The organism is Chryseobacterium piscicola, assembly GCF_900156685.1.
In the GTDB taxonomy this organism is placed as follows: domain Bacteria; phylum Bacteroidota; class Bacteroidia; order Flavobacteriales; family Weeksellaceae; genus Chryseobacterium; species Chryseobacterium piscicola.
The window spans coordinates 597841-618204 of record NZ_FTOJ01000001.1 but is presented as its reverse complement, the minus strand read 5'-3'; the positions used below and the strand labels follow the sequence as shown (position 1 = coordinate 618204).

Annotated in this window: 33 protein-coding genes; 3 read left to right on the top strand and 30 right to left on the bottom strand. The window is 35.7% G+C overall.

Features of this window, described 5'->3' with window-relative positions; genetic code table 11:
* Positions 1 to 4: 4 nt before the first annotated feature.
* Positions 5 to 637 carry a response regulator gene (locus tag BW939_RS02960; RefSeq protein ID WP_076449600.1) on the bottom strand — a complete coding sequence of 211 codons (633 nt, stop codon included), beginning with the start codon at positions 635 to 637 and terminating at the stop codon, positions 5 to 7.
* Between the two features lie 432 nt (positions 638 to 1069).
* Between BW939_RS02960 and BW939_RS02955 the strand changes: the two genes are divergently transcribed.
* The gene (locus BW939_RS02955; RefSeq protein ID WP_076449598.1) at positions 1070 to 1486 is read left to right on the top strand and encodes a DUF3332 family protein; all 417 of its coding nucleotides are present in this window, start codon (positions 1070 to 1072) and stop codon (positions 1484 to 1486) included.
* Positions 1487 to 1543: 57 nt separating this feature from the next.
* Here the strand turns inward: BW939_RS02955 and rplQ are convergent, their stop codons facing one another.
* From rplQ to BW939_RS16135, 29 genes are all read right to left on the bottom strand, one after another.
* Complete coding sequence (rplQ, locus tag BW939_RS02950; RefSeq protein WP_056076000.1) at positions 1544 to 2062, bottom strand: 50S ribosomal protein L17; 519 nt, start codon at positions 2060 to 2062, stop codon at positions 1544 to 1546.
* Between the two features lie 6 nt (positions 2063 to 2068).
* Complete coding sequence (locus BW939_RS02945) at positions 2069 to 3064, bottom strand: DNA-directed RNA polymerase subunit alpha (RefSeq protein WP_076449597.1); 996 nt, start codon at positions 3062 to 3064, stop codon at positions 2069 to 2071.
* Between the two features lie 32 nt (positions 3065 to 3096).
* Complete coding sequence (gene rpsD / locus BW939_RS02940) at positions 3097 to 3705, bottom strand: 30S ribosomal protein S4 (protein ID WP_076449595.1); 609 nt, start codon at positions 3703 to 3705, stop codon at positions 3097 to 3099.
* 19 nt (positions 3706 to 3724) lie between these two features.
* The gene (gene rpsK / locus BW939_RS02935) at positions 3725 to 4114 is read right to left on the bottom strand and encodes a 30S ribosomal protein S11 (protein ID WP_034694697.1); all 390 of its coding nucleotides are present in this window, start codon (positions 4112 to 4114) and stop codon (positions 3725 to 3727) included.
* 12 nt (positions 4115 to 4126) lie between these two features.
* Positions 4127 to 4504: a 30S ribosomal protein S13 gene (rpsM, locus tag BW939_RS02930; RefSeq protein ID WP_056026795.1), complete on the bottom strand. Its 378-nt coding sequence runs from the start codon at positions 4502 to 4504 to the stop codon at positions 4127 to 4129.
* A 9-nt stretch (positions 4505 to 4513) separates the two neighbouring features.
* The gene (gene rpmJ, locus BW939_RS02925) at positions 4514 to 4630 is read right to left on the bottom strand and encodes a 50S ribosomal protein L36 (protein WP_007839480.1); all 117 of its coding nucleotides are present in this window, start codon (positions 4628 to 4630) and stop codon (positions 4514 to 4516) included.
* 108 nt (positions 4631 to 4738) lie between these two features.
* Positions 4739 to 4954, bottom strand: coding sequence for a translation initiation factor IF-1 (gene infA / locus BW939_RS02920; RefSeq protein ID WP_027381317.1), 216 nt, complete (start codon positions 4952 to 4954; stop codon positions 4739 to 4741).
* 3 nt (positions 4955 to 4957) lie between these two features.
* The gene (gene secY / locus BW939_RS02915; protein ID WP_076449593.1) at positions 4958 to 6337 is read right to left on the bottom strand and encodes a preprotein translocase subunit SecY; all 1380 of its coding nucleotides are present in this window, start codon (positions 6335 to 6337) and stop codon (positions 4958 to 4960) included.
* 9 nt (positions 6338 to 6346) lie between these two features.
* On the bottom strand, positions 6347 to 6796 hold the full coding sequence (gene rplO / locus BW939_RS02910; protein WP_076449591.1) for a 50S ribosomal protein L15: 450 nt from the start codon (positions 6794 to 6796) through the stop codon (positions 6347 to 6349).
* A gap of 19 nt (positions 6797 to 6815) precedes the next feature.
* On the bottom strand, positions 6816 to 6992 hold the full coding sequence (rpmD, locus tag BW939_RS02905; RefSeq protein ID WP_007839493.1) for a 50S ribosomal protein L30: 177 nt from the start codon (positions 6990 to 6992) through the stop codon (positions 6816 to 6818).
* Between the two features lie 10 nt (positions 6993 to 7002).
* Complete coding sequence (gene rpsE, locus BW939_RS02900; RefSeq protein WP_076449589.1) at positions 7003 to 7524, bottom strand: 30S ribosomal protein S5; 522 nt, start codon at positions 7522 to 7524, stop codon at positions 7003 to 7005.
* A gap of 18 nt (positions 7525 to 7542) precedes the next feature.
* Positions 7543 to 7896, bottom strand: a complete 354-nt coding sequence (gene rplR, locus BW939_RS02895; protein WP_076449587.1) for a 50S ribosomal protein L18 — start codon at positions 7894 to 7896, stop codon at positions 7543 to 7545.
* Positions 7897 to 7910: 14 nt separating this feature from the next.
* Positions 7911 to 8456 carry a 50S ribosomal protein L6 gene (rplF, locus tag BW939_RS02890; protein WP_076449585.1) on the bottom strand — a complete coding sequence of 182 codons (546 nt, stop codon included), beginning with the start codon at positions 8454 to 8456 and terminating at the stop codon, positions 7911 to 7913.
* 17 nt (positions 8457 to 8473) lie between these two features.
* Positions 8474 to 8872, bottom strand: a complete 399-nt coding sequence (gene rpsH / locus BW939_RS02885; protein ID WP_076449584.1) for a 30S ribosomal protein S8 — start codon at positions 8870 to 8872, stop codon at positions 8474 to 8476.
* A gap of 352 nt (positions 8873 to 9224) precedes the next feature.
* Positions 9225 to 9494, bottom strand: coding sequence for a 30S ribosomal protein S14 (gene rpsN, locus BW939_RS02880; RefSeq protein ID WP_047442254.1), 270 nt, complete (start codon positions 9492 to 9494; stop codon positions 9225 to 9227).
* 3 nt (positions 9495 to 9497) lie between these two features.
* Positions 9498 to 10049 carry a 50S ribosomal protein L5 gene (gene rplE, locus BW939_RS02875; protein ID WP_076449582.1) on the bottom strand — a complete coding sequence of 184 codons (552 nt, stop codon included), beginning with the start codon at positions 10047 to 10049 and terminating at the stop codon, positions 9498 to 9500.
* Between the two features lie 13 nt (positions 10050 to 10062).
* On the bottom strand, positions 10063 to 10389 hold the full coding sequence (rplX, locus tag BW939_RS02870; RefSeq protein ID WP_076449580.1) for a 50S ribosomal protein L24: 327 nt from the start codon (positions 10387 to 10389) through the stop codon (positions 10063 to 10065).
* 20 nt (positions 10390 to 10409) lie between these two features.
* Positions 10410 to 10778, bottom strand: a complete 369-nt coding sequence (gene rplN / locus BW939_RS02865; RefSeq protein ID WP_007839504.1) for a 50S ribosomal protein L14 — start codon at positions 10776 to 10778, stop codon at positions 10410 to 10412.
* A 2-nt stretch (positions 10779 to 10780) separates the two neighbouring features.
* Positions 10781 to 11038, bottom strand: a complete 258-nt coding sequence (gene rpsQ, locus BW939_RS02860) for a 30S ribosomal protein S17 (protein WP_105170170.1) — start codon at positions 11036 to 11038, stop codon at positions 10781 to 10783.
* 8 nt (positions 11039 to 11046) lie between these two features.
* Positions 11047 to 11232, bottom strand: coding sequence for a 50S ribosomal protein L29 (gene rpmC, locus BW939_RS02855; RefSeq protein ID WP_076449579.1), 186 nt, complete (start codon positions 11230 to 11232; stop codon positions 11047 to 11049).
* A gap of 12 nt (positions 11233 to 11244) precedes the next feature.
* Positions 11245 to 11670, bottom strand: a complete 426-nt coding sequence (rplP, locus tag BW939_RS02850; protein ID WP_076449577.1) for a 50S ribosomal protein L16 — start codon at positions 11668 to 11670, stop codon at positions 11245 to 11247.
* 97 nt (positions 11671 to 11767) lie between these two features.
* Complete coding sequence (gene rpsC, locus BW939_RS02845; protein ID WP_076449575.1) at positions 11768 to 12538, bottom strand: 30S ribosomal protein S3; 771 nt, start codon at positions 12536 to 12538, stop codon at positions 11768 to 11770.
* 7 nt (positions 12539 to 12545) lie between these two features.
* Positions 12546 to 12944, bottom strand: a complete 399-nt coding sequence (rplV, locus tag BW939_RS02840) for a 50S ribosomal protein L22 (RefSeq protein ID WP_056026831.1) — start codon at positions 12942 to 12944, stop codon at positions 12546 to 12548.
* 2 nt (positions 12945 to 12946) lie between these two features.
* The gene (gene rpsS / locus BW939_RS02835; RefSeq protein WP_076449573.1) at positions 12947 to 13225 is read right to left on the bottom strand and encodes a 30S ribosomal protein S19; all 279 of its coding nucleotides are present in this window, start codon (positions 13223 to 13225) and stop codon (positions 12947 to 12949) included.
* A gap of 2 nt (positions 13226 to 13227) precedes the next feature.
* The gene (gene rplB / locus BW939_RS02830) at positions 13228 to 14049 is read right to left on the bottom strand and encodes a 50S ribosomal protein L2 (protein WP_076449572.1); all 822 of its coding nucleotides are present in this window, start codon (positions 14047 to 14049) and stop codon (positions 13228 to 13230) included.
* Positions 14050 to 14071: 22 nt separating this feature from the next.
* Positions 14072 to 14362, bottom strand: a complete 291-nt coding sequence (rplW, locus tag BW939_RS02825; protein WP_076449570.1) for a 50S ribosomal protein L23 — start codon at positions 14360 to 14362, stop codon at positions 14072 to 14074.
* 3 nt (positions 14363 to 14365) lie between these two features.
* Positions 14366 to 14995 (bottom strand): 50S ribosomal protein L4, encoded by a 630-nt coding sequence (rplD, locus tag BW939_RS02820; protein WP_076449569.1) that lies wholly within the window; start codon positions 14993 to 14995, stop codon positions 14366 to 14368.
* On the bottom strand, positions 14986 to 15612 hold the full coding sequence (gene rplC, locus BW939_RS02815; protein WP_048504768.1) for a 50S ribosomal protein L3: 627 nt from the start codon (positions 15610 to 15612) through the stop codon (positions 14986 to 14988). The genes rplD and rplC overlap by 10 nt, the downstream gene beginning before the upstream one ends.
* A 394-nt stretch (positions 15613 to 16006) precedes the next feature.
* Positions 16007 to 16186, bottom strand: coding sequence for a low affinity iron permease family protein (locus BW939_RS16135; RefSeq protein WP_394333830.1), 180 nt, complete (start codon positions 16184 to 16186; stop codon positions 16007 to 16009).
* A gap of 209 nt (positions 16187 to 16395) precedes the next feature.
* Between BW939_RS16135 and BW939_RS02805 the strand changes: the two genes are divergently transcribed.
* A complete protein-coding gene (locus tag BW939_RS02805) occupies positions 16396 to 17385 on the top strand; it encodes a hypothetical protein (RefSeq protein WP_084566576.1) in 990 nt (329 codons plus the stop codon).
* A complete protein-coding gene (locus BW939_RS02800; RefSeq protein WP_076449564.1) occupies positions 17382 to 19898 on the top strand; it encodes a hypothetical protein in 2517 nt (838 codons plus the stop codon). Before BW939_RS02805 ends, BW939_RS02800 begins: the two co-directional genes overlap by 4 nt.
* Positions 19899 to 20364 lie beyond the last annotated feature (466 nt).

The following is a 20364-nucleotide window of genomic DNA, read 5'->3' as shown; positions in this document are numbered from 1 at the left end:
ATTCTTAGTTTTTAAAATGGTTAAATTTATTAATAGCTTCCACTTTGTTATTAACATGGAGTTTTCTGTAAATATTTCCGACGTGCTTTTTCACAGTGTCAATGCTGATGAAAATCTTGTCTGCAATTTCTTTGTACAAAAGACCTTCTGAAAGCAATTCAACAATTTCGGTTTCACGTATGGTAAGTTCTTCGCAATCGTTTTGTGAGGCTACTTTTCTTTCAAAATGATGTAAAACTTTTCGGGCAATTAAAAAACTCATAGGGGCACCGCCATTGTAGACATCCCGAATGGCAGATAAGATTTTATCCATACTTTCTCCTTTTATGAGATAGCCTGTGGCGCCAGCTTTGAGTGAATTGAAAACCTTTTCGTCGTCTTCAAAGCTGGTGCACATAATAAACTGCGTTTTGGGCAGATCTTTTTTGATTTTCGCTATAATATCAATTCCAAGCATATCCTGAAGTTGGATATCCATCATCACAACGTCTGGATGGTAGGCAGGAAGATTTTCTAGGGCCTTTTTTCCGTCGAAGAACTGGGCAATCACCTTCATATCAACCTGATAATCGATGACCTTTTTCAACGCATTGTTGTAGTTTTTTTCGTCTTCTACTATGGCTATGGAAATACTCATGCTGTTGCTATTTAAAGACAAAATTCGACAGAATTCCGAAGAGAATCAATTACACTTTCGGGTAATTTTAAAATTTTTGAGTTTCTATGGAATGGTTTAGTTTTTGTTTCATTGTTGTCCGATAAAAACCAAAATACAATTAACATGTCGCTCCTAAGGAGCTTAACTTCTAATAACGATCACTTTCTATTAACAGTTTGCTCCTAATGGAGCTGTATTTAATCCCATAGGGATTTACTGTTAATAAAAAAAAGTAAAGCTGAGAAAAACAAAGCTCCAGAGGAGCGACCTGTCAATTTATCCTAAAAAATAAAGGATTCATCAATTAGTTTGCGATTTTTATCGGACAACAATGTTTTTATTTCTTAAAATTAGTTAAAATTTAAACACGAAAATGAGAATTACCAGAATTTTTTAATTAAATAATATACTATGAAAAATCTAGCCTTAGCCATCATCATTTTCTCAGCAATATTTGAGAGTTGCAGTAAAGAAGGAAACAAAAATATTTTAAAGACCGACAATAGCGGAACTCTCCTAGCAGATAACGGAGAGATTGATGAAAATGTTTCTTATAACAAGGATGCAGACGGCAATAAAATTGTAAGAAATAATTACCAGTATAAAGCAACCGATGGAAGTACAGTAACAGTTATTTTTGATTATGAGCCAGGAACAAGTGATGTAGAAATAAGCAGCAACGGTAAGACTTTCAAACTAGATAAAGTAAATTCTGATGGTAAAATTACTACTTACGAAAAAGGCGATATGAAAGCCAAGGTAAAAGGAGACAGTCTGATCTTACATCAAGGGAACAACATAATCGAATTGGTAAAAGGTAAACTATAAAGCACAAAAAAACCGTTCAGAAATCTGAACGGTTTTTTATATTTATCTGTAAGAATATTATTCTCCAGCTTTTTCTTCAGTAGAATCAGTTGATTCAGCCTTAGGCTCTTCAACTTTTTCTTCTGCTACAGGAGCAGCTTCTACAGCTACTTTTGCAGTAGTAGATCTTCTACTTCTTCTTGTCGTCTTTTTCTCCTCAGCATTAGGATTGTAAAGTTCGTTGAAATCAACAAGCTCGATAAGAGCCATGTCAGCAGCATCACCTTTTCTGAAACCAGTTTTGATGATTCTTGTATATCCACCGTTTCTTTCAGCGATTTTAGGAGCTACTGATCTGAAAAGTTCAGTAACAGCCTCTTTACTTTGAAGATATGAAAAAACAATTCTTCTATTGTGTGTAGTATCTTCTTTTGCCTTTGTTAATAGAGGTTCAACATATACTCTTAAAGCTTTAGCTTTAGCTACAGTAGTGTTGATTCTCTTATGCTCAATTAGAGAACAAGCCATATTAGAAAGTAACGCGCTTCTGTGAGAAGAAGTTCTTCCTAAGTGATTGAATTTTTTACCGTGTCTCATTATTATTTAATTATCAGCGTCTAATTTATATTTTGCAACGTCGAAACCGAAGTTAAGACCTTTTGAATGCACCAATTCTTCTAGTTCTGTCAAAGATTTTTTACCAAAATTTCTGAATTTCATCAAATCAGACTTACTGTAAGAAACCAATTCTCCAAGAGTTTCTACTTCAGCTGCTTTCAGACAGTTTAGGGCTCTTACAGAAAGATCCATATCTGCTAATTTAGACTTAAGTAATTGTCTTGTGTGAAGAGTTTCCTCATCGTATTGGATAGATGCTTTCACAGCTTCCGTTTCCAATGTGATTCTCTCATCAGAGAACAACATGAAGTGATAAATTAATATCTTCGAAGCTTCAGTTAATGCATTTTGAGGGCTTATAGAGCCATCTGTTTCTATATCTAATACTAATTTTTCGTAGTCTGTTTTTTGCTCTACACGGTAATTTTCAATACTATACTGTACTTTTTTGATAGGTGTAAAGATAGAATCAATAGCAATAGTTCCTACAGGAGCATTGTTTGATTTGTTTTGTTCTGAAGGAACATAACCTCTTCCTTTATCTACATTAATAGTAATTTCAAAAGAAACATCAGAGTTTAGGTTACAGATTACCAATTCCGGGTTTAAAACCTCGAAACCGCTCATCGATTTACCTAAGTCTCCTGCAGTAATAACCGTTTGCCCCGACACTTTAGCAACTACCTGCTCATTAGCTTGGTTTTCTGTCGTAGCTTTTAATCTTACCTGTTTAAGGTTAAGAATGATTTCGGTAACATCTTCGATTACTCCCGGAATAGTTGAAAATTCGTGCTCTACACCTTCTATTTTGATAGATGAAATAGCGTATCCTTCCAGAGAAGAAAGCAACACTCTTCTCAAAGCATTACCGATTGTAAGCCCGAAACCTGGTTCTAGAGGTCTGAATTCGAATTGACCTTTAAATTCATCAGAGTTAAGTAGGATTACTTTATCGGGTTTTATGAATTGTAAAATTGCCATATTATTGGGTTGAGCAAAAATTTGATTAAAAATTATTTAGAGTAAAGTTCGACGATAAGCTGTTCCTTGATGTCTTCCGGAATTTGGATTCTCTCAGGAGCAGTAATGAAGGTACCTTCTTTCTTCTCATCGTTGAATTGTAACCACTCATAGTTTGCTTTTGATGCCAAAGCATCAGCAACAACTTCAAGAGATTTAGATTTTTCTCTAATAGCGATTACATCACCAGCTTTTACCAAATAAGATGGAATATTCAGGATTTCACCATTCACTGTTACGTGTCTGTGTGAAGTCAACTGTCTAGCTCCAGATCTTGTTTTAGCAAAACCTAATCTGTAAACAACGTTATCCAATCTTGATTCGCAAAGTTGCAATAGAACTTCACCTGTAACACCTTTACTTCTGTGTGCTTTTTCGAATAGGTTTGCAAATTGTCTTTCTAAAATACCGTAAGTATATTTAGCTTTCTGCTTTTCCATCAACTGGACAGCGTATTCAGATTTTTTTGCTCCTCTTCTTTTGTTAGGACCATGTTGTCCTGGCGGTTGGTTTTTTCTTTTCTCGAAGTTTTTATCATCTCCGTAGATTGCAGCACCAAACTTTCTAGCAATCTTAGTTTTAGGTCCAATATATCTTGCCATAATGGGTAAATTCTAAAAATTAAACTCTTCTTCTTTTTGGTGGTCTACATCCGTTGTGCGGCATAGGAGTCACATCAACGATTTCGCTAACTTCAATTCCTGAATTGTGAATTGATCTGATAGCAGATTCTCTACCTGCACCTGGACCTTTCACAAACACCTTTACTCTTCTAAGACCAGCCTCGTGAGCTACAGCAGAGCAATTTTCAGCTGCCATTTGAGCAGCAAAAGGAGTATTCTTTTTAGAACCTCTGAAACCCATTTTACCGGCAGAAGCCCAAGAGATTACCTCTCCGTTTTTATTTGTTAAAGAAATGATGATGTTATTGAAAGAAGCCTGAATATGCGCTTCACCAATAGCCTCAACTTTTACTTTTCTTTTTTTAACTACTTTAGTTTGTTTTGCCATAATTCCTAACGATTATTTACTAGCTTTTTTCTTGTTAGCAACAGTTTTTCTCTTTCCTTTTCGTGTTCTAGAGTTGTTTTTCGTTCTCTGGCCTCTTAAAGGTAATCCAAGTCTGTGACGTATTCCTCGTTGGCATCCTATGTCCATTAATCGCTTAATGTTCAATTGCACTTCAGATCTAAGCTCTCCTTCTACTTTGATGTTTTCTGAGATATAATTTCTGATTGCAGCCAATTCATCGTCATTCCATTCGTTGACTTTTTTGTCTTCGCTGATACCGGCGTTCTTAAGGATTTCAGAAGATGTACTTCTTCCTACTCCATAGATGTAAGTTAAACCGATAACTCCTCTTTTGTTTTTTGGTAAATCAATACCTGAGATTCTCGCCATAATTTAATGTTAACCTTGTCTTTGTTTAAATTTTGGGTTTTTCTTGTTGATTACAAACAGTACACCTTTTCTACGTACTATTTTGCAATCAGCACTTCTTTTTTTAATTGATGCTCTAACTTTCATTTGAAAATATTTGTTTTTTAATAAAGCCGAATGAAATCAGTGATTTCATTTGAACTATTTATTTTTTAACAATAGCCAAATGGAGTATTACATCCATCTGGCGTTTGTTTAATATCTAAATGTAATTCTCCCCTTCGAAAGATCGTAAGGAGACATTTCTAATTTTACCTTATCACCAGGTAATAGTTTAATATAGTGCATTCTCATCTTCCCTGAAATATGAGCAATAAGAATATGCCCATTTTCCAGCTCTACACGAAACTGTGCATTAGAAAGCGCTTCTGTAATCACGCCATCTTGTTCAATATGTTTTTGTTTTGCCATAAATTAATATCCGGTTGTTCTTGACAATTTAGACTGCATCAAACCATCATAATGATGATTTAGCAGATAAGTATTAATCTGTTGAACAGTATCTAAAATTACGCCCACCATAATTAATAATGATGTACCCCCGAAAAACAGGGCAAAAGCATCTGTCTGAACAAAGCTCCCATGCACAATTGCCGGAAGGACTGCAAAGATAGATAAAAATATTGAACCTGGCAAAGTAATTTTTGATAATATATCATCCAAATAATCAGCAGTTTCTTTACCTGGTCTTACTTTTGGTACCAATCCCCCTTGTCTTTTTAGGTCATCGGCCATCTGGTTTACAGGAATTGTGATTGCTGTATAGAAGAATGAAAAGATAATAATCAATAGTGCAAACAATACATTGTATTGCCAGCTGAATACATTTTTAAACCCGGCAAGGAAAGTATTAGATTCATCTACTTTGGTAAGCAAACCAGGTACGAACATTAATGCCTGAGCAAAAATGATTGGCATTACACCGGCTGCATTTACTTTTAGTGGAATCCACTGTCTTGCCCCTTGCATAAGATTTCTATTTACACCTCCTCTTGCTTGAGCTCTGCTTACATACTGAATAGGAATTTTTCTTACAGCCACCGATAATACAACAGCTAAAAGAACCACTACCATCCAGAATAGAACTTCAATCATAATCATGATAGAACCTAAACCTCCTTTTGAGTTCTGAACTGCTATTTCTTGTACGAATGCTTCTGGTAATCTAGAAAGAATTCCTACCATAATAAGGATAGAAATACCGTTTCCGATACCTTTATCGGTGATTTTCTCACCCAACCACATTGCAAAAACAGAACCACCAACCAAAATTACAATACTTGGTAACCAGAACATAATTGAATTAGGATCTACAAAATATGCAGATTGAAACTGAGCATAAGGTAAGAACAACTGAGTGATCGATGTTAAATAAGAAGGTGCTTGTACAAGACAAACTCCGATCGTTAACCATCTGGTGATCTGATTCAGTGTATTTCTACCAGACTCTCCATCTTTCTGTAGTTTTTGAAGATAAGGAATTGCCATTCCCATCAGCTGAACTATGATTGATGCAGAAATATAAGGCATGATACCTAAAGCCATTACAGAAGCATGACTGAACGCCCCTCCTGTAAATGACGAAAGCAAGCCAAGGAGACCTGCTCCCTGCTTGTTTCCGCCTTGACTTTTATAATGCTCTAAGAGATCTCCTACTTCTGCAAGGTTAATCGCAGGTAAAGAGATGAAAGATGCGAATCTATACACAAGGATGATAAATAAAGTAAAGAGAATTTTTTCTCTTAGCTCTTTTAAGCTCCAAATATTTTTGAGGGTCTGTATAAATTCTTTCATTACTATTTGTTATAAGGTAATTGCTTTTCCTCCTGCTTTAGAGATCAACTCCTCAGCAGATTTAGTGAATTTGTCAGCAGAGATTGAAACCGCTGATTTCAATTCTCCTCTACCCATGATTTTCACTAATTCGTTTTTAGTAATTAATCCGTTCTCAATCATTACTTCTCTCGTGATTTCTCCAGTGATAGATTTGTTCTCGATTAAGATTTGAATTGTATCAAGGTTAATTCCTCTAAACTCTTTTCTGTTTACATTTTTGAAACCGAATTTCGGTAATCTTCTTTGTAAAGGCATTTGTCCACCCTCAAAACCAATTTTCTGAGAATAACCAGCTCTTGCTTTCTGACCTTTGTGACCTTTTGTAGAAGTACCTCCTTTTCCAGTACCTTGACCTCTACCAATTCTTTTTGAATTGAAAGTAGATCCTGCAGCTGGTTTTATGTTGTTTAAATTCATTTTAAAATTATTTTAAAAATTATTTTTGAACTTCAAGTAAGTGACTAACTGCAGCTATCATTCCTAAAATAGAAGGCGTAGCTTCGTGTTCTACAACTTGGTGAAGTTTCTTAAATCCTAATGCTTCAAGCGTTCTCTTTTGGGTTTTTGTTCTACCAATAGCGCTTCTTACTTGCTTTACTTTAATTGTTGCCATTGCTTATTTATTAACCGTTAAACACTTTAGTTAGAGAAACTCCTCTCATTCTTGCGATTTCTTCTGGTCTTCTGATGTCTAACAATGCTTTGAAAGTTGCCTTTACCACATTGTGAGGGTTTGAAGATCCTTTAGATTTTGAAAGGATATCGTGAATACCAGCAGACTCAAGTACCGCTCTTACTGCACCCCCGGCGATAAGACCTGTACCATGAGAAGCAGGTCTCAAGAAGATATCTGCACCACCATATCTGGCAGCAGACTGGTGAGGAATGGTATGATTCATTACAGGAACTTTTACTAAGTTCTTTTTAGCATCTTCTACAGCCTTAGCAATAGCAGAAGCAACTTCCTTAGATTTTCCTAAACCAAAACCGATAGTTCCAGCTTCGTCTCCTACAACAACAATTGCAGAAAATCCGAATGCTCTACCTCCTTTAGTTACTTTTGTTACCCTGTTTACGGATACGAGACGATCTTTTAATTCTAATCCTCCCGGTTTTACTCTTTCTATATTATCTAGTCCTAACATATTTCCGAAATTTAATGATTAGAATTTAAGTCCTGCTTCTCTCGCACCTTCTGCTAGAGCTTTTACTCTACCATGATATACGAATCCGTTTCTATCAAATACAATATTTTCAATTCCTGCAGCGATTGCTTTAGCAGCGATTGCTTTACCTACGGCAGCAGAAATTTCACTTTTTGTTCCGTTAGCGTCAACACTCTTCTCTCTAGAAGAAGCCGAAGCTAAAGTTTTACCGTCTTTATCATCGATTAACTGAGCGTAAATTTCCTTATTACTCTTGTATACAGATAATCTTGGCAATACAGAAGTTCCAGAGATTTTCCCTCTTATTCTTCTTTTTATTCTGATTCTTTTTTCTAATTTACTTAGTGCCATTTTCTTAAATTTTATTAAGCAGATTTACCAGCTTTACGTCTTACAATTTCTCCTACGAATCTTACACCTTTTCCTTTGTATGGCTCAGGCTTTCTGAATGAACGAATCTTTGCAGAAACCATTCCCAGAAGTTGTTTGTCGTGAGACGTTAAAGTAATGATTGGGTTTTTACCTTTTTCAGTCAATGTGTCGATTATCACTTCACTAGGAATTTCTAATACGATACCGTGAGAGAATCCTAAAGCTAACTCAAGTTTTTGACCTGAGTGTGAAGCTCTGTATCCTACCCCTACTAGTTCTAATTTTTTTGTGAAACCTTCTGTGGTTCCCAAAATCATGTTATTGATTAACGCTCGGTATAAACCGTGTAGCGCTCTGTGTTGTTTAGTATCTGAAGGTCTGCTTACTGTAAGCTCACCATCGTTTTGCTCTAAACTAATTCCTGCTGTAAGCTCCTGAGAAAGTTCTCCTTTAGGACCTTTTACTGTTACTACACCTTCTTTTTCAGTGACTGTAACTCCTGCTGGAATTGTTATAATTGCTTTACCAATTCTTGACATTTTCCTTTGATTAAAAATTAATAAACATAGCAGATTACCTCACCGCCTACTTTCTCTTCTCTAGCTTTCTTATCAGTCATTACTCCTTTAGAAGTAGAGATGATAGAAATACCCAAACCATTTAGTACTCTAGGAAGCTCACCAGAGCCTTTGTACTGTCTCAAACCTGGTCTAGAAGCTCTTTGTATGCTCTTGATTGCTGGTTTGCTAGTTTGTTTGTCGTACTTCAAAGCGATTTTGATCGTTCCTTGAACAGCGCTTTCTTCAAACTTAAAGTTTAAGATATAGCCTTGCTCAAATAAGATTTTTGTAATCTCCTTTTTGATTTTCGATGCAGGAATTTCCACCACTTTGTGGCCTGCGCTTTGTGCGTTCCTTACTCTAGTTAGGAAATCTGAAATTGGATCTGTTACCATTTCTTTGTTTTAAATTATTGGTTAATGACAATCAGTATTGAAAAGACTTGAAGATTAAAGACTTTATGGCTCCGAAATTTCTTTGCCTGATCTCTTTACCTTCAGTATCTCAACAACTTAATTGTCACTTTGATTTTTTTAATTTCATTTTATTCTAATAAACATAGACAAAACGAAGATTAGTCTCCCAGGGAAATAATAATTTTCCTGAGCGGATGCAAAAGTACAAAAAAAAAATTAATAATATTATTTTTTTCTCTATCTCTGAGCTGACCTAACTTTGTGCTCTATTTATTAAAATACAGCTGACTTATAAAAATATAGAAGTCAGCTGTAAAAAAAAATTTATTGCTTACCAACTAGCTTTTTTAACGCCTGGGATAAGACCGTTGTTTGCCATTTCTCTGAAAGTTACTCTAGAAATACCAAACGTTCTCATGTATCCTCTTGGTCTGCCTGTCAGTTTACATCTGTTGTGTAATCTTACAGGAGAAGCATTTTTAGGCAATTTCTGAAGTCCTTCGTAATCACCAGCTTCTTTAAGAGCTTTTCTCTTTTCAGCGTATTTAGCTACAGTAGCTTCTCTTTTGCGCTCACGCGCTTTCATTGATTCTTTAGCCATTTCTTAGTTCTTTTTGAACGGTAAACCGAAGTGAGTTAATAATGATTTAGCTTCTTTATCTGTTTTCGCTGTAGTAACGAAAGTAATGTCCATCCCTTGGATTTTTTTCACTTTGTCAATTACGATTTCAGGGAAGATAATTTGCTCAGTGATTCCTAAGTTATAGTTTCCTCTACCATCGAAACCATCTGCTTTGATACCAGAGAAATCTCTGATACGTGGTAAAGCAGAAGAAGTCAATCTATCTAAAAACTCATACATTCTGTGTGCTCTAAGTGTAACTTTAGCACCTACAGGCATACCTTTTCTTAGTTTAAAAGCAGCTTCATCTTTCTTAGAGATAGTTCCTACTGCTTTTTGACCTGTGATGTTTGTAAGTTCTTCTACAGCATAATCGATAATTTTTTTATCTGCTGTAGCATCACCTAAACCTTGAGAGATAACAATTTTCTCTAATCTAGGTACTTGCATTACTGATTTGTAGCCAAATTCTTCCATCATTGCAGGAACAATTTTCTCTGTATAATCTACTTTGGGTCTTGCTATATATTCCATGTGTTATTTAAAATTATAAAGTTTCACCCGTTTTTTTGTTGATTCTTACTTTCTTATCTCCTTCGATTTTGAAACCGATTTTGATAGCTTTTCCGTCTTTATCAACTAAAGCTATGTTTGAGATATGAATAGAAGCTTCTTTTTCAGTAATTCCTCCTTGCGGATTAGAAGCTGAAGGCTTAACGTGTTTTTTAACAATGTTAAGACCTGCAACGATAACTCTAGGGTCTCTTCCTTCTTTTTTGATCACTTCAATAACTTCACCTGTTTTACCTTTAAGCTCTTTCTTACCGGTAGTTACGATTACGTTATCTCCTCTTTTTATTTTTAACTTTGACATTTTTTTTAAAATTTTAAATATTAAAGTACTTCAGGAGCTAATGAAATGATTTTCATATATTCTTTGTCTCTCAACTCACGAGCAACGGGTCCGAAAACACGTGTTCCTCTCATTTCTCCTGCTGCGTTTAGCAATACACAAGCGTTGTCTTCGAATTTGATGTATGAACCATCTTTTCTTCTCACTGCTTTTTTTGTTCTTACTACTACAGCTTTAGATACCTGACCTTTTTTTGCGTTTCCTGATGGTGTAGAATCTTTGATTGTAACAACGATTTTATCACCAACTGAAGCATATCTTCTTCTGGTTCCTCCCAGAACTCTGATAACTAGTACTTCTTTAGCACCTGTATTATCAGCAACTTTTAATCTTGATTCTGTTTGTAACATTATTACTTAGCTTTTTCAATGATTCTTACTAATCTCCATCTCTTGCTCTTGCTCAAAGGTCTTGTTTCAGAAATAAGAACTGTATCTCCTTCGTTGCATTCGTTGTTTTCGTCGTGTGCAGTATATTTTTTCGTTTTTAGAACGAATTTACCGTACATCGGGTGCTTTACTCTTGTAGTTTCGCTAACAACAATAGTTTTTTCCATTTTATTGCTGGAAACCACTCCGATTCTTTCTTTTCTTAAATTTCTATCCATTATAAAAAGGATTATTGTTTGTTAGTTAACTCCGTGTTTAGTCTAGCGATTGTCTTTCTCAAATCTTTGATTTGAATCGGGTTTTCAATAGGGCTGATTGCATGAGCCAATTTCAATTTAGAATATTGAACTTTTGCTTCTGCCAATTGAGTTTGAATATCACCCGCGCTTAAATTTTTAATATCAGCTTTTTTCATTGTATACAAAGATTAAAGAGGTTTAACAAAATCGTTAGCAACGATAAATTTAGTAACAATAGGTAATTTTTGTGCTGCAAGTCTTAGTGCTTCTTTAGCGATATCGTAAGATACACCACCAACTTCGAACATAATTTTACCTGGTTTTACTACAGCTACCCAATATTCTACAGCACCTTTACCTTTACCCATCCTTACTTCGGCTGGTTTCTTAGTAATAGGTTTATCTGGAAATATTTTGATCCATAGTTGACCTTCTCTCTTCATATATCTTGTAGCAGCAATACGCGCAGCTTCAATTTGTCTTGCCGTGATCCAAGCGCCTTCTGTAGCTTTAATCCCGAAAGTTCCATAAGCAAGTAGACTACCTCTTTGAGCAATCCCCTTCATTTTCATCTTATGTACTCTACGGAACTTGGTTCTTTTTGGTTGTAACATAATTTCTAAATTTTAGATTTTAGATTTTAGATTTTAGTAGTTTTTTATTTTAAATAAGTAACGGTAATTTAAAATGCAAAATTTCTAATCTAAAATTTTAATTATTATTGTTATTGTTATTGTTTCTTCTTGGTCTTCTGTTATCTCTGTCTCCGTTACCACCACCTCCGCGGTTGTTGTTTCTGTCTCCTGATGGCTGACCTCCTTTTTTCTGTTGTCCTACTAGAGGTGTAAGTTCTCTTTTACCGTAAACTTCTCCTTTCATGATCCAAACTTTCACTCCTAGTTTCCCGTACTGAGTCAATGCTTCACCGATGTGGTAATCGATATCTGCTCTGAAAGTAGACAAAGGAATTCTTCCGTCTTTGAAAGATTCTGATCTTGCCATTTCAGCACCGTTCAATCTACCAGAGATTTGAACTTTGATACCTTCTGCACCCATTCTCATTGTACCTGCGATAGCCATCTTTACAGCTCTTCTGTAAGAGATTCTGTTTTCGATTTGCTTTGCAATGCTGTCTGCAACTAATACTGCATCTAGCTCTGGTCTTTTGATTTCGAAGATGTTGATTTGAATATCCTTTTTAGTCAATTTTTTCAACTCTTCTTTCAATTTATCAACCTCTTGTCCTCCTTTACCGATGATTAATCCCGGTCTAGCAGTAGTGATTGTAACTGTTACTAATTTTAATGTTCTTTCAATATAAATTCTTGAAATACCACCTTTAGATAATCTAGCTTCAAGGTATCTTCTGATTTTGTAGTCTTCAGCGATTCTGTCTCCATAATTCTTTCCGCCAAACCAGTTAGAATCCCATCCTCTGATGATACCTAATCTGTTACCAATTGGATTTGTCTTCTGTCCCATACCTTGATTAATTTTCTTTTGTGCCTAAGATTAGTGTAATGTGGTTTGATCTTTTTCTGATTCTGTAACCTCTACCTTGTGGAGCTGGTCTTAGTCTCTTCAATTGTCTTGCACTGTCTACAAAAATTTCTTTAACGATAAGGTTAGCCTCCTCGATGTCGGCACCTTCGTTTTTAGACTGCCAGTTTGCCATTGCAGAAAGTAAAACTTTCTCCAATTTGTTTGAAGCGTCTTTTTTAGAATATTTTAGAATATATAAAGCTTTGTCTACTTCTACTCCTCTGATGATATCAGCTACTAATCTCATTTTTCTTGGAGAAGATGGGCAATCATTGTGTAACGCTTTCGCTACATCTTGATTTGTTAATTTACGTGCTAATGCACTTTCTCTTTTTCTTGATCCCATGATTATCTGCTACCTTTGTTTTTGTTACCACCATGACCTCTGAAAGATCTTGTTGGAGAAAATTCGCCCAACTTGTGACCTACCATATTTTCTGTAACGTAAACAGGAATAAATGCTTTCCCGTTGTGCACAGCAATAGTTTGTCCTACGAAGTCCGGAGAGATCATCGATGCTCTAGACCAAGTTTTGATAACTGTTTTCTTACCAGCTTCGATATTTGTCTGAACCTTCTTATCTAAAGTATGATGAATGAATGGTCCTTTTTTAAGTGATCTTGCCATAATTATTTTCTTTTAGATACGATGTAACGGTTAGACACTTTGTTTTTCTTTCTAGTTTTGTAACCTTTAGCCGGCATACCATTTCTAGATCTTGGGTGACCTCCAGAAGAACGTCCTTCACCACCTCCCATTGGGTGATCTACAGGGTTCATTACTACTGGTCTAGTTCTTGGTCTTCTACCTAACCATCTGCTTCTACCAGCCTTACCTGATACAGTTAATTGATGATCTCCGTTAGAAACAGATCCAACCATTGCATAGCACTCAGTAAGGATCATTCTAGATTCTCCTGAAGGCAATTTTACGATTGCATACTTTCCGTCTCTAGACGTTAATTGAGCTGAAGAACCAGCACTTCTTGCTAAGATTGCACCTTGGCCAGGCTTCATCTCGATACAAGAAATTACAGTACCCAAAGGAATGTTTTTCAGTTTCATTGCATTACCAACATTTGGCTCTACACTTTCTCCTGACATGATTTTTTGATCAACTTTGATCCCGTTAGGAGCGATGATATATCTCTTCTCTCCGTCTGCATACTCCACCAAAGCGATGAAAGCAGTTCTGTTTGGATCGTACTCTACAGTTTTTACCGTTGCTTCAACATCATGCTTGTTTCTTTTGAAGTCGATAATTCTGTATTTCTTTTTGTGTCCACCTCCGGTGTAACGCATGGTCATTTTACCAGTTTGGTTACGTCCACCTGACTTACTAATACCAACAGTTAGAGACTTCTCTGGTTTGTTGGTAGTAATTTCCTCAAAATTGTTAACAACTCTGAATCTCTGTCCTGGGGTGATAGGTTTTAATTTTCTAACAGACATTACTATTATTTATAATTAATAATTAATTTACAGCGAAAATATCGATAACGTCACCTTCTACAAGTTTTATTACCGCTTTTTTCAATTTATTAGTCTTTCCTACTTGAAGACCTTTTTTTGTGTATTTCGAAGAAACCTTCGGAGCATAAATCATTGTATTAACGTCTGCTACTTTTACACCGTAAGCTGCTTCAACAGCTTTTTTTATCTGGATCTTATTCGCCTTAGGATTAACCAAGAAAGAATAAGTACCTCTTAAATCCGTAAGGTAATTAGCCTTTTCTGAGATAACTGGTTTAATAATTAGTGACATGATTTATTTCTTTAAATTTTCCTGGAATTTTTCAACTGCACCTTCTAAGAAAACAATCTCACCTGCATTGATTAAGTCATAAGAAGAAATTTCGTTGAATTTCATAACTTTAGTCTTAGGTAAGTTTCTTGAAGACAAATACACATTCTTGTTTGTATCAGGAAGAATGAATAAAGACTTTTTATCGTTTAATGCTAACGCATTCAAGATAGTGATAAAATCTTTAGTTTTAGGAGCTGAAATGCTCAATCCTTCAACAATTTTAATACTGTTGTCTCTCATTTTTTGAGAAAGAACAGATTTTTTAGCTAATCTCTTAAGAGCTTTATTTAATTTGAATCTGTAGTCTCTTGGCTTAGGACCGAATACTCTACCTCCACCTCTAAAAGTAGGAGATTTAATATCACCGTATCTAGCAGAACCAGATCCTTTTTGCTTCTTAAGTTTTTTAGTAGAAGCTGTAATTTCGCTTCTTTCTTTTGATTTATGAGTACCTTGACGCTGAGCAGCAAGATATTGTTTCACTTCTAAGTAAACCGCGTGCTTATTTGGCTCAATTCCGAATACTGTTTCGTCTAGAGTTACTTTTTTTCCGGTTTCTTTTCCTGATGTATTTAATACTACTAATTCCATTTTCTGATAATTACATAAGAATTTTTAGCTCCCGGAACAGCACCTTTTACTACTAAAAGATTTTGTTCTTGATCCACTTTTAATACTTGAAGGTTTTGTACAGTTACCTGCTTACCTCCCATTCTACCTGCCATTCTCATTCCTTTGAATACTCTCGAAGGATCCGATCCCGCACCAATTGAACCTGGAGCTCTTAATCTATTGTGCTGACCGTGAGTAGCTTGCATTACACCTCCAAAACCATGTCTTTTAACAACACCTTGGAAACCTTTACCTTTTGAAGTTCCTGTTACATCAACATATTCACCTTCAGCGAATAAATCAACTTTCACTTCTTCTCCTACTTTTACTTCGTCTACGAACTCTCTATAGAATTCTACCAACTTAGCTTTAGGAGCAGAACCAGCCTTTTTAAAATGGCCAGCTAACGCTTTACCAACGTTCTTTTCACTCTTGTCATCGAAACCTAACTGAACAGATTTATATCCGTCCTTTTCAATGGTTCTGACCTGTAAAACCGAGCACGGACCTGCTTGAATAACTGTACAAGGAATATTCTTCCCTGCTTCGTCAAACAAAGACGTCATACCGATTTTTTTACCAATAATACCTGACATTGTTTATGTATAATAAAATTTATCTTCTAATTTTCCAACACTTTAAAGAGTTTCGCGTGATTTCTACTTTTGACATAGACATACTGTTTCCCTAAAATGAGTGTGCAAATGTAAGAATATTTTTTATATTGACAAATAAATATTCGGAAATTATTTGATAATTTGTGAGTTACGTGATTTTGGGAAATTATTCCTTTTAAAAATAAAATATAATTTGCAGATTTATAATTGTTGATTTTTTTCCTAATCCTTATTCCGGCGTTGTGTACTGCAGACTGCAGAAAATAACACTTGTGCCTATCTTCACCCTCTTGAACAATTCTGCGCCCTAAACAATATATTGATAAAGTTGGCCCATCTCCTTCTCCATAAAAGCATCTATATCCACTGTCTGCTAGCAAGTCTGTTTCCTCACTTTGATCAACTCATTAAACTTCAGCTCAACCGCATTCCCATCTATGTTCTGAGACTTTTGGATGCAGAAACAATCAAAATAGTAATGATAACAACAGGCATTAATCACAACCCGTAAGGTTTCCGAATAGTAGAAAAAACCAAAACAGTGAACGCCCACAGCATAACAATTAATAAAAATCCTGAGATGAGGAAGCTCACTTGGTAAAGTAGCAGTATTTCCGAATCTTCCAAACCACTTTTTATGACTCAATTTTTTATTCAAATTTACATTTTCAGCTGATCGAAGATCGGATTTTATTTTTTGAAAATTATTTTTCCGTTGTTATTTAAATCCTTAATATTATGAATCCTTAATAACACATTTCTATGAAACGACTTTTGAAGCTCCTGGTTTGTATTTTAATATGCAACAGCTGCTCTAAAAACGACATTGACAATGACTTTGGTTTTTACTTTTGGCGGTCAAAATTAGATTTAAATAAAAACGAACAGCAGACTCTAGTTAAAAGCAAAGTTCCCAATCTTTACACCCGATTTTTTGATATTGTAAAACAGAACAATCAATTTCTGGAAGTCGGTGTAATTTCTATTGATTACAATTTTTCTGTTGACAAACAGATCGTCCCAGTCATTTTCATCACCAATGAAACCTGGATTGGTATTAAACCTAATGAGATCAAATTTTTGGCAACTCAGATCAATAATCATATCAATAGAATCCAATCAAATCACAAACTTAATCTTGAAAATGAAATCCAAATTGACAGTGACTGGACAGCTTCTACAAAAGACGATTATTTCAGATTTTTGATCCTACTCAAAAAGATTTCGAAGAAAAATATCACCTGCACGTTACGGCTTCATCAAGTAAAAGATAGATCACAGACGGGAGTTCCACCCGTTGAGAAGATGTACCTGATGTGTTATGCCACTTTTTCCCCATTGGAACATCAGAATAAGAATTCAATCCTGGATGTGAAGACTATGAAATCCTATTTGAAACAATTAGATACTTATCCTGTAAAACTAGACGTGGCGTTGCCAATCTATTCTTGGGGAATCGTGACCAATCACGTGGGGAAGAGAAAACTGATCAATGCATTAACGGCAGAAGAATTGAGGCAGAATAAAAACTTTAAGACAATCAACTATAATACGTTTGAAGTTCTGAAGGACGATTTCTATCACTCGCAGTACCTTAACAAAGGTTTTAAAATAAAAATCGAGGAAATCCCTGAAGAAGATCTCGTGGAAAGTATTAAATTCATCAACGAAAAATTAGATTACAAGCCGATCCTTATATATTATCATTTGGACGATAGATTTACAAATAACTACAAAACACTTTTACAATGAAAAAACTTTTTTTGACCGCCGCATTATTTTTAGGTTTCCAGCAAAGCTCCAAAGCCTGTAGCTGGTATGATCCGGATTATGACTATTTCAACTTGTTTGCTCAAGAAATGATTCACAACAAAACGTATGAATCTTTTCTACTGACCTACAGCAGTCATTTCTACGGTTATGATTACGATGGCAGGATAGAAAAAAACATTCCCGATGAAAACATCGAATCTTGGGTGAAATACTTCGACAATAAACTCACTTACGAAGAAACCAATGCATTGGTGACAAAAGTAGACATCAAGCATCTGAACAGCCTAAAGAAAGGACAACTCACACATCCGCTCTTTCAAAAACTTGGGAAAGGATTTTATGCGAAATACCAGGAAGCAGTGGATTATCTAATCCAAGCCAAATATATGGAACCTTATATGAGGATTAATTATATTGAAAATACAGACCCCTACTATTACAGAGACGAAAAAACGGCTGATAAAAATGCGACCCAGCTGAATTACACCAAAACAAATGCAGCCCTAATTTCACTTTACAAAGCAGCTACCAACCCTGATATTAAACTGAGATACGCCTATCAGCTGGTTCGCTTCAACCATTATTCCAGAAAATACCAGCCGGCCATAGATGCTTTCCAAACTTATGTGGAACCTCTAAAGCTGAAAAACCATATGTACTATTATGCGCTAGACCAAAAAGCTGGTGCAGAACGCGGACTAAAACTTTTTGATAAAGCAAATTGGAACTTTTTCCAGGTTTTTAAAAACACCAAAAACAAAAAAGAAAGTGCCTACAACTCTATGTTTCTGGCAACAGATAAGGACTTTAGTAAAATCCTCACACAGGCCAAAACACCGGAAGATAAGAATATGGCGTACTTTCTCTTAGCCTACAACTCCTTCAACAATCCGGTTCCGATAATGAATAAAATGATCGAGAACAACACAGAATCAGACATCCTGAAAGTCCTCACCGTGCGGGCCATCAATCAGTTGGAAAGAAACTATCTGGTGGTAAACCCTTATTGCAATGACGAAAAATGCGACCATTTCCGAAACAAGAGACTGCCTCTCTATGCACCAGACAATTACCAAGAGCAAACCAAAGATTTTGCGAAAGACCTGGAAACCACTATCATTCTTGCCAAAAACAAAAAAGGTGCAGACGAATTCTGGCAGCTTTGCGAAGCCTACATCAAATTCCTAAACACGGATTATAAAGAAAGCCAAAAGATTTTATCTCAAATAAAAACAACGGATAGAGAATATCTCGCAGAAATCGAGAAATTTAAAATGCTGAATGAGATTGTTTCCCAACCTACGATCACTCCCGAGTTTGAAAATGTATTAATGAAAAAGTACGCCTCGGTTTTTGAGCAAAAAGGAGATAATAGAAACTGGACTTATCAGCCTTCGACGAAAGATTTTGTGATGGACATTCTGGCCAACCGATACTTCCTGGAAAAGCAGGATGCCAAATCATTCCTCGTTAACAACAGCCTATCTGCCCTGCAGTACAACCCGAATTCTGATCTCGTAAGAAAAGTAGAAGAATTCTATAAAAAAGCCAACAAAACAGCTTTTGAAAATTACCTCGTGAAGAAAATGGAAGACATTACCGACCCAGAATCTTTCTTCAACGTCATCTATGGTGACCGGGCTATGCGATTGGCAGATTTCAAAAAAGCGAAAGAGTACTATCAGAAAGCCAAAAACTACAAAGGCATCCCCAGAATGTTGGGCGACTGGAAAGATGATGGCAAGACTTATGTTGAAAAACCTATGACTTTTGAAAATGGTGTCTATAATGGTTTTAATAATATTTCGTCATTAGTTTTCGGTTACAATGTCTGGGAAAGTTTCCAAAGCAAGCCTCAGGAATCTATGAAAGCAGAAGGACTTTTTAACTTCCCATTCATCAAAAACAAAATGAATAAGGTAGAACTGGCAGAAGCTATGATCCAGCTGGAGAATACCGGCAAAGGCAATGATGACAAAGCCAGACTGGCCAATCAGCTTCTTGGGAATCTCTTGTACAATACTTCGGTCTTAGGCTATTACCGTGAGATCTTTGTAATGGATGTTGATAACAGCAATGGTCCGAAATTCCAGTTTGGGAACGAGCTGCAGTCGCCATTTTATTTGTATTACAAAAACTTCTCGAGCAGAAGTTATGTAGAACCAGACAACTTTGATTTGGCAATCAAGTATTACAAAAAAGCGCTGTCCTTATCAAAAGACAAAGAAAACCAAGCCAGAATCCTCTTCCAGATGGCGAGTGCCGAACAAGGTAAATATTACCAGTGGGAAGCCAACAATCCGCTGAACGTAAAATATGACGATTCTAACTATGAAGCAAAATCCAAACAAAACGAGTTTTTTGCCAACAAGACCAAGAATGAAAAATTCCGAAGCTCTTTTGCTGAGCTGAAAGCCAACTACGGACAAACCGATACCTATAAGAATCTCCAAAGCAGCTGTCTGTATTTTGGATATTATACGAATAAGTAATTTTAGTTTTCACTTCAATACAAAAGCCGCTTCAGTTGTTGAGGCGGCTTTTGGTTTTGATGACTTTATACAGATTAAAACATACTACGGTCATTCCGTAGTAATCTCTGTAGTTTAGTTTAGTGCAGAATAATAAATTGCATCTTTTTTTAAACAAAGACATGAATGTTAACAGGCAAAAATCTGTCCCTGTTTATGCAAATCTCCAGCTCGTATGTACTTTTAATTATCTCGACCGAGACTCTTGTACCTGCGAGGGAAATTTTAGTGCACAAAAAAACACTTAATCAAGAACGAGTAAGTGTTTGGGTTTTTCATCATTTGAGTTGCTAGAATCTACATGTTTAAAATAAAACTGGTTATTAGTCTAATTTATTTTTACAGTAAGGCCTTTTCTTTAAAATTCATTTATTAAATTTAAACTTTTAAAGAATGTAACTCTGCTTCATTAAGCTGATTCAAAATT

What these genes read in the sequence shown, in the direction of transcription:
- BW939_RS02805 (WP_084566576.1), top strand. Translation starts at nt 16,396, where the DNA reads ATGAAACGACTTTTGAAGCTCCTGGTTTGTATTTTAATATGCAACAGC.
- rplD (WP_076449569.1), bottom strand. Translation starts at nt 14,995, where the DNA reads ATGGAATTAGTAGTATTAAATACATCAGGAAAAGAAACCGGAAAAAAA.
- rplN (WP_007839504.1), bottom strand. Translation starts at nt 10,778, where the DNA reads ATGTTACAAACAGAATCAAGATTAAAAGTTGCTGATAATACAGGTGCT.
- rpsD (WP_076449595.1), bottom strand. Translation starts at nt 3,705, where the DNA reads ATGGCAAGATATATTGGACCTAAAACTAAGATTGCTAGAAAGTTTGGT.
- rpmC (WP_076449579.1), bottom strand. Translation starts at nt 11,232, where the DNA reads ATGAAAAAAGCTGATATTAAAAATTTAAGCGCGGGTGATATTCAAACT.
- rplV (WP_056026831.1), bottom strand. Translation starts at nt 12,944, where the DNA reads ATGGGATCAAGAAAAAGAGAAAGTGCATTAGCACGTAAATTAACAAAT.
- rpsH (WP_076449584.1), bottom strand. Translation starts at nt 8,872, where the DNA reads ATGGTAACAGATCCAATTTCAGATTTCCTAACTAGAGTAAGGAACGCA.
- rplX (WP_076449580.1), bottom strand. Translation starts at nt 10,389, where the DNA reads ATGTCAAAGTTAAAAATAAAAAGAGGAGATAACGTAATCGTAACTACC.
- secY (WP_076449593.1), bottom strand. Translation starts at nt 6,337, where the DNA reads ATGAAAGAATTTATACAGACCCTCAAAAATATTTGGAGCTTAAAAGAG.
- rplR (WP_076449587.1), bottom strand. Translation starts at nt 7,896, where the DNA reads ATGGCACTAAGTAAATTAGAAAAAAGAATCAGAATAAAAAGAAGAATA.
- BW939_RS02955 (WP_076449598.1), top strand. Translation starts at nt 1,070, where the DNA reads ATGAAAAATCTAGCCTTAGCCATCATCATTTTCTCAGCAATATTTGAG.
- rpmD (WP_007839493.1), bottom strand. Translation starts at nt 6,992, where the DNA reads ATGGCAACAATTAAAGTAAAGCAAGTAAGAAGCGCTATTGGTAGAACA.
- BW939_RS02945 (WP_076449597.1), bottom strand. Translation starts at nt 3,064, where the DNA reads ATGGCAATTTTACAATTCATAAAACCCGATAAAGTAATCCTACTTAAC.
- rplC (WP_048504768.1), bottom strand. Translation starts at nt 15,612, where the DNA reads ATGTCAGGTATTATTGGTAAAAAAATCGGTATGACGTCTTTGTTTGAC.
- rplB (WP_076449572.1), bottom strand. Translation starts at nt 14,049, where the DNA reads ATGTCTGTTAGAAAATTAAAACCTATCACCCCAGGACAGAGATTCAGA.
- BW939_RS02800 (WP_076449564.1), top strand. Translation starts at nt 17,382, where the DNA reads ATGAAAAAACTTTTTTTGACCGCCGCATTATTTTTAGGTTTCCAGCAA.
- rplO (WP_076449591.1), bottom strand. Translation starts at nt 6,796, where the DNA reads ATGAATTTAAACAACATAAAACCAGCTGCAGGATCTACTTTCAATTCA.
- rplE (WP_076449582.1), bottom strand. Translation starts at nt 10,049, where the DNA reads ATGGAATATATAGCAAGACCCAAAGTAGATTATACAGAGAAAATTGTT.
- rpsK (WP_034694697.1), bottom strand. Translation starts at nt 4,114, where the DNA reads ATGGCAAAACAAACTAAAGTAGTTAAAAAAAGAAAAGTAAAAGTTGAG.
- rplQ (WP_056076000.1), bottom strand. Translation starts at nt 2,062, where the DNA reads ATGAGACACGGTAAAAAATTCAATCACTTAGGAAGAACTTCTTCTCAC.
- rplP (WP_076449577.1), bottom strand. Translation starts at nt 11,670, where the DNA reads ATGTTACAACCAAAAAGAACCAAGTTCCGTAGAGTACATAAGATGAAA.
- rpsS (WP_076449573.1), bottom strand. Translation starts at nt 13,225, where the DNA reads ATGGCAAGATCACTTAAAAAAGGACCATTCATTCATCATACTTTAGAT.
- rpsM (WP_056026795.1), bottom strand. Translation starts at nt 4,504, where the DNA reads ATGGCGAGAATCTCAGGTATTGATTTACCAAAAAACAAAAGAGGAGTT.
- rpmJ (WP_007839480.1), bottom strand. Translation starts at nt 4,630, where the DNA reads ATGAAAGTTAGAGCATCAATTAAAAAAAGAAGTGCTGATTGCAAAATA.
- rplW (WP_076449570.1), bottom strand. Translation starts at nt 14,362, where the DNA reads ATGTCACTAATTATTAAACCAGTTATCTCAGAAAAGGCTAATTACCTT.
- rpsN (WP_047442254.1), bottom strand. Translation starts at nt 9,494, where the DNA reads ATGGCTAAAGAATCAATGAAAGCGCGTGAGCGCAAAAGAGAAGCTACT.
- rplF (WP_076449585.1), bottom strand. Translation starts at nt 8,456, where the DNA reads ATGTCAAGAATTGGTAAAGCAATTATAACAATTCCAGCAGGAGTTACA.
- infA (WP_027381317.1), bottom strand. Translation starts at nt 4,954, where the DNA reads ATGGCAAAACAAAAACATATTGAACAAGATGGCGTGATTACAGAAGCG.
- rpsE (WP_076449589.1), bottom strand. Translation starts at nt 7,524, where the DNA reads ATGTTAGGACTAGATAATATAGAAAGAGTAAAACCGGGAGGATTAGAA.
- rpsC (WP_076449575.1), bottom strand. Translation starts at nt 12,538, where the DNA reads ATGGGACAGAAGACAAATCCAATTGGTAACAGATTAGGTATCATCAGA.
- BW939_RS02960 (WP_076449600.1), bottom strand. Translation starts at nt 637, where the DNA reads ATGAGTATTTCCATAGCCATAGTAGAAGACGAAAAAAACTACAACAAT.